The organism is Okeania hirsuta (genome assembly GCF_003838195.1).
In the GTDB taxonomy this organism is placed as follows: Bacteria; Cyanobacteriota; Cyanobacteriia; order Cyanobacteriales; family Microcoleaceae; genus Okeania; species Okeania hirsuta.
On sequence record NZ_RCBY01000325.1, the window covers coordinates 1 to 6,485 of the forward strand.

Annotated in this window: 5 protein-coding genes; 3 read left to right on the forward strand and 2 right to left on the reverse strand. The window is 34.6% G+C overall.

Annotated elements, in window-relative coordinates:
- Both D5R40_RS36395 and D5R40_RS29290 read right to left on the reverse strand, forming a co-directional pair.
- The coding region (locus D5R40_RS36395; protein ID WP_124147693.1) for a hypothetical protein at positions 1-185 on the reverse strand (185 nt) is incomplete at its 3' end.
- A gap of 472 nt (positions 186-657) precedes the next feature.
- Positions 658-2,481 (reverse strand): CapA family protein, encoded by a 1,824-nt coding sequence (locus D5R40_RS29290; protein ID WP_124147694.1) that lies wholly within the window; start codon positions 2,479-2,481, stop codon positions 658-660.
- Positions 2,482-2,843: 362 nt separating this feature from the next.
- On the opposite strand from D5R40_RS29290, the gene D5R40_RS29295 reads away from it, so the two are divergent.
- The 3 genes from D5R40_RS29295 to D5R40_RS29305 all read left to right on the forward strand — a co-directional run bounded on the left by D5R40_RS29295 (position 2,844) and on the right by D5R40_RS29305 (position 6,293).
- Entirely contained in the window at positions 2,844-3,614 is a 771-nt protein-coding gene (locus D5R40_RS29295; protein ID WP_124147695.1) for a sulfotransferase family 2 domain-containing protein, read from the forward strand.
- Positions 3,615-3,718: 104 nt separating this feature from the next.
- Complete coding sequence (gene rfbB / locus D5R40_RS29300; RefSeq protein ID WP_124147696.1) at positions 3,719-4,792, forward strand: dTDP-glucose 4,6-dehydratase; 1,074 nt, start codon at positions 3,719-3,721, stop codon at positions 4,790-4,792.
- A gap of 1,075 nt (positions 4,793-5,867) precedes the next feature.
- Positions 5,868-6,293: a hypothetical protein gene (locus D5R40_RS29305; protein ID WP_124147697.1), complete on the forward strand. Its 426-nt coding sequence runs from the start codon at positions 5,868-5,870 to the stop codon at positions 6,291-6,293.
- Positions 6,294-6,485: the final 192 nt, after the last annotated feature.

The following is a 6,485-nucleotide window of genomic DNA, read 5'->3' on the forward strand; positions in this document are numbered from 1 at the left end:
CAACACATCTTGACTTCAGAAATAAAAATTTGATTCAATTTATTCAACCAAATTTCCCTGCTAAAAGGCGATCGCTCATCTTTAGGAATTTTCTTAGAAGCAGTGCCAGAAATATTGTCATCTTGTGGAGCTTTCAGCAAATACTTATTTTTCCCTCCATCACCCCTCAGTGCAAAGCCACCCACATTTTCATTTTGTGGAGATCCAAAAAACGCGTCTCAAAGTATTTTCCGTTGCATCCCCACAATTTTTGTGATATTATAACAACTATAAGGGGCTGCTCGCCCATACGCATGACTTTTTATTCAACACAATTTTCTGCTAAAAGGCGATCGCTCATCTTCAGGAATTTTCCTAGAAACAGTGTCAGAAGTATTGTCATCTTGTGGAGCTTTAAAAAAAATACTTGTTTTTCCCTCCATCATTCCTCAGTACAAAGTCAACCACATTTTCATTGTGTGAAACTCCTGAAACGCGCCTCAATTTTCAGTTACATCCCCAGAATTTTTGTGATATCATAATAACTATAAGGGGCTGCTCGCCCATACGCATGACTTTTTATTCAACACAATTTTCCTACTAAAAGGCGATCGCTCATCTTCAGGAATTTTCCGAGAAGGAGTACCAGTTATTACCTCAATTTTTAACCTTTAACTTTTAACTTTTAACTTTTAATTTCCCTTCCCCATCAATTTCTAAAATTGTCTTCGGAAAATCTTTTTTTGTAAGCTGCTGAATTAACTTAATACTCCGACCATACTTATCAGGATAAGGAATACCCTTACTATTCAAATGAACAGGCAAAATTTTACCAGAAACAAAATCCCCTCTAGGATTAATATCTACTTCTAATACCAAAGAATATCCCAACTGAGCTTTGCTAGACAAAGTGCGATATCCCATAAAATTACCAAGAGAATAAGCAATTAACTTCCCTTGATAAACCTCCATTGCTCTAGGCACATGAGGACCATGAGCCAAAATTAAATCTGCACCTTCATCTATTAACGTATGGGAAAATAATATTTTATTACCTCGATTTTCACCAAAAAAATATTCAGTCTTATTCTTAATTCTCAACGCCCTAGTTCCCTCTGCACCAGCATGAACAGAAATAACAATAATATCTGCATTTTCATCTGCTTCTCGAACAAGTTTTTTTGCAGACTCTAAGTCAAGCATAGAATTATGATAACTATAATTACTAAAAGCAATAAACGCTATATTAATCCCTTTCACTTGACGATAAACAATTTCTCCCTTTTTCCCAACAGCTTGCATACCAGCATTTTGAATATTGGTAATTGTATCTTCAAACCCTTGCTTTAAAAAATCGAAAGAATGATTATTTGCCACACTCAAAACATCGAAACCAGCATCTTTCAATAAATATCTATAATTCGGTGGTGTTCTAAAAGCAAATACCCTACCACTCCCCATTTTTTTGCCACTTCTTGGATAACTTGTTAAGGTACTTTCAAAATTTCCAAAAACAATATCTGCATCTTGTAGCAAAGGTTTAACTGATGCAAATAACTTTTGTTTTTTAGGGTGTAATTTATTCTTAGGATAATTAGTCCCGGGGATAATATCTCCCACTGCTTTAATAGTAATTCTAGTATCAGGATTAATTGGAGATTTAATAGATGATAAAACAAACTCAGAAACCTGTGATAAATTAAGTTGATTTTGAATTTGTACAATTTGAGGAGTAGCTACAGTTGATATTTCTGACTTACTAACTTCTACTATTGAAGAACTTGACTGAGATTTTTGTTGCGGTCGAGAAATATTTGAAATAATTTCAGGTAGCTTGTAATTATTAGAGTTGAAAACTAAATTTGATACAGGAATTAATGCTATGCCAACAGTGCTTAATAATAGCCAAAAAGCTTGATTTTTCTGAGGTAAAAATTGCCAAGAACTATCATCAGAAGAAAATACTTTTTTTGCCCTAGAGCGATTATTTCTTTTTCTCACAGGTCGGTTGAGATTAACTGGAGAAAAATCTACATTTTTATCTTCACTTTGACCAAACTCTGGATTAGTCTTAACTATTTCTGGAGTATTTAATTCCACCTGTTGAGATAGGGAAGGTAGGGTAGTTTCAAGAGATTCTTGGGAAGAATTTGTATTTTCTGATTGCCACCAAATTGTCCCTACTCCCGCTGGATGGTATATACTAGGTCTGTGTAATTCAATAACTTCTGTCCACTCAGGGATAGTGTTACCTAATCTTCGCCCATAAATATTGACAAAATCAATCGACGATGCGTTTAGACGTTGCATTCCTTGATGAATGACTCTAATACAAACTTGGCGATCTGGAAGTTGAGAGCTTTCCAGTAGAAGATGCAGATTATTTTTCTGAATACTAACCCTAGCTTTAACTCCAATAGTTGTTAATGCTTGATTGACCAGAAAAGCGATCGCTTTAGGGTCTCCTTGTTTTGCTCGTGTTAAAATTTCTTGTTGACTCACAATTATTTTCCTTACACCAAAAAATATAAGCTAAACTCAATCATATTACTACTTATCAGAATAAATTTTTACTGATAATCCCTTATAGTTAAGTTGTTTTGCATTTAAACCATATATCCGATTTTTATCAAAGGGAACACTGGATCGGGGAATATAGAATCTAAATGATTCTTAGCTTACTAAAATTTATGGCGTTGCACAGCGACGAATGATTTGAGATTTTTGATTGAATTGGATTGTGGATTAATCAATTGCTAGAATGATTAATTAATGGTTATTTTTAGTCAAAGTCTAAACTAATTTTTGGCAATATCATTCCATAATGTGCAACCCAAAATTTATCGTCGATAGAGATTAGCCAAATGATTATTTCTGAGAATGATAAATTTATCTTTATTCATATTCCCAAAAATGGAGGAACTAGCGTAGCACTATCTCTAGAAGAACATCTGAAGTATAACGACATTGTTATAGGTGGAACTAAATATGGTGAGAAATTACTACAGATTTATCAAAAACAATTTGGCGTAAGTAAACATTCCTTAGGGATAGAAATCCAAGATTTAGTCGGAAAGGAAAAGTGGGAGCAATTTTTCACATTTGGTGTTGTCAGAAATCCCTATCGCAGAATTGTTTCTATCTATACCTATAGCGAAAAAAAATTATCTAGTTTTTTTGGCACAGGAATTTTACACCATTCAAACAAAGAAACATTAGCTCATATTCCCCAGCGCATTAAATCTCAAATTAAATATTTGGGTGCTAAAGTTAATAGTCAATACTTTAAAAATACTCTCTGGCTACTGAAATGGCCTGATATCAAAGCTTATTTAGATACTGCCAACTTTTCTGAGTTTATTCGCCATCCTTTTCTTATGAAGGATAATTCCTTTCGCACTCAATGGACATGGCTATCAGACCGCGATCGCCAGAACCTTATAGTCGATCGGGTCATTAAGTTAGAAGAAATTGAGTCTGAATGGCCGAAATTATGCCAAGATTTAGGAATAAGTTGTAAACTAAAATTTGAAAATAAATCGGCTTCTAGAAGTGTTGAGTTGACCCCTGAAGACCGTAGCTATATATATTCGCAATTTAAAATAGACTTCGACAAGTTTGGATACCTGCCTTAGGTCACTACATTCGAGTTCTTCTTCCATACATAGCTCGACAAAATGTTAAATTAATCTAGCATAGATACTTAATTGGAATTAGAAGCTCTCAGGAGATGATAATTATGGAAAGTAGATTATTGGTGACCGGGGGTGCTGGATTTATAGGTTCTAATTTTGTCCATTATTGGTGTGAAACCTATCCTAATCATCGAGTAGTTGTATTGGATGCTCTGACTTACGCTGGTAATAAGGAGACTTTAGCTGATTTACTAGAGTTGCCAAATTTCCGTTTTGTCCAGGGAGATATTTGCGATCGCTCGTTAGTAGATAGCTTACTCCAGGAAGAGGATATAGATACAGTAGCCCACTTTGCCGCAGAATCTCATGTGGATCGGTCTATTCTTGGCCCGGCAGCTTTTGTTCAAACTAATGTTGTGGGTACTTTTACTTTGTTAGAGGCATTCAGAAGTCATTATTCCACTGTTGCCCAAAATCCAGATCGTAGGTGTATATTTCTCCATGTTTCGACTGATGAAGTCTACGGTAGTTTAAGCTCAGAAGATTCTGCCTTTACAGAAACCACACCTTATGCGCCAAATAGTCCCTATTCTGCATCGAAAGCAGGAAGTGACCATCTGGCTAGAGCTTATTATCATACTTACGGTATCCCGACAGTTATTACTAATTGTTCTAATAACTACGGACCCTATCATTTTCCAGAGAAGTTAATTCCCCTGATGTGCATCAATATTTTACTAGGAAAACAATTGCCAGTTTATGGTGATGGGCAAAATATTAGAGATTGGTTGTATGTGATAGATCATTGTCGGGCATTAGATACGGTAATTCACAAAGGTAAACCTGGAGAAACTTATAATATTGGTGGAAATAATGAGGTGAAAAATCTTGATTTGGTGCGAATGTTGTGTCAAATTATGGATGAATTAGGAACTGATTTACCAGTGCAACCTTGTGAAAAGTTAATTACTTTTGTTAAGGATAGACCAGGCCATGACCGACGTTATGCTATTGATGCAACAAAGATTAAAGCTGAGTTAGGTTGGCAACCTTCAGTAACTGTTGAAGAGGGGTTGCGTCAGACAGTAGAATGGTTTTTGAATAACCGAAATTGGTGGGAGCCATTATTATCTGAAGAATATCAAGCTTATTATCAGAAAGTTTATGCAAGCTCTTAAATTGGCTATTGGTAATTAGTAATATTTTTTGATTATTAGCTACTAGCTCTTCTATTTTCTGCAAGTAGTCTTTTCTAGCTACTATCCTAATTCTCAATTAGTTAATCTAGTCGTAGAGTTTTCAAGGTTACTACTTTTATAGCAGAAGGTAGAAGGAAAAATCTGGCGTGGTCTGAATTTTCAGCTTTTGATATATCCTCATCTTTACTTCGACTGCTATATAGAAATTTTATTTGAGTTAATAGGTAAAATTTCTGGGAATCAGGGACTAGATAAGCAGGAAAATAAATAAGACTTTCAAATTTTCGATCTGATGAAATCTCTTGGTAAAGATTTTCCTTGCTTCAATAAAAATTGAGAACATTTGTCTTTCCGGCAATGCAGAAAAATTGTTTAGATAGATATTTGATGGAGGGTTTAAGATTACTAAGTACTGAGACAAAATTAATTACATATTCTGCCGTTCCCTTTTTGCCAATTTCAACTATAAAGTTTATTTTGCACAGCTATATATCAGGGTCATTTCATTCTAGAAAATGACAATGAATTTATTGATTTTCAGACAGCGAAAGATAAATTTTCTAAAGCTGTAAATAACGTGGTTTCGTCAATACATAAAATGGCACAGTTTAGAATGAAATAGCCCTGGCTATATATTGATTATATCCAGCAGTTTTCGAGTCTTGCAGGTACAAAGTTTTAATAATTTAGAGAATACTCGAGATGGTGACAGAGATACAGCAGATTCGGTGGTATATGAAGTACAGAGGTTAACAATTAAATATTTGTAGTGCGGGCATCTTGCCCGCGACGGGTGTACCTCACTAAAATGGAATCTGCTGTTATTATTTAAACCGTACTAGCGCGTCAAGCTTGAAATAGTGTTTTAGGAAAATTCTCCAAACCTTAGTCAAAGCAAGAATTATACTCAAAAATTTAATACACCATTTTCAGCTTGACACGAAAGTACCTTACAATACTGAAAATTGCTGTTAAGACTACCTCACAAATAACCGAAGCAAAAATTTTGGAGTATTAAGTATTAGATTTTTTGTAAATTACAACAAGAGGAAAAATGAAAAAATTTGCTCTAATCACAACATTATTAATAACTTCAAGCTTAATAATTTATCCCAAAGAAGTTTTATCTCAAAATGCTCCTACTTATGTACCTGGATATTGGCAACCAGAAGCTCAAGCAGCAGATTCAAAACAACCAATTATACTAAAGATTTTAAATCAGACTGGAAAAGCTCTCAACTATAACTTAATTCCAGAAGTAGAAAGAATTTTGCCCGCAGGAAGAAGTAAAAATATCAGAGTTGACTTGCAAAGTATACCTGACGGTTATGGCACAGTAAATATATATAATCACAGTTTACTTACTTATGAATATAGTGCAGAGGGTAATACAGTTACGGTGAGAGTTAAACCAGGTTCAGAAGCAACTGACCATAAATCAGTTTATATTTCTCCCACTGGCAGAGTTTATTCTTTTTAACCACTAACTGTTAATGGTCGGCCAAGTGGAAACAAGAAAAACTATCACAGTGGCGATCGCTAAAATTCCTTGAATTATATTTCCCACAACTGTCCCGACCACTATACCTATTCCAGCTTTTATATCAAATCCGGTAGCATCGGTATAAAAAAATTAAACCTGATAAATTAAGGGATGAATAGTAAGAGTTGG

Excerpts from the sequence above, each read along its gene's own strand:
- D5R40_RS29305 (WP_124147697.1), top strand. The coding sequence starts at position 5,868 with ATGAAAAAATTTGCTCTAATCACAACATTATTAATAACTTCAAGCTTA.
- rfbB (WP_124147696.1), top strand. The coding sequence starts at position 3,719 with ATGGAAAGTAGATTATTGGTGACCGGGGGTGCTGGATTTATAGGTTCT.
- D5R40_RS29295 (WP_124147695.1), top strand. The coding sequence starts at position 2,844 with ATGATTATTTCTGAGAATGATAAATTTATCTTTATTCATATTCCCAAA.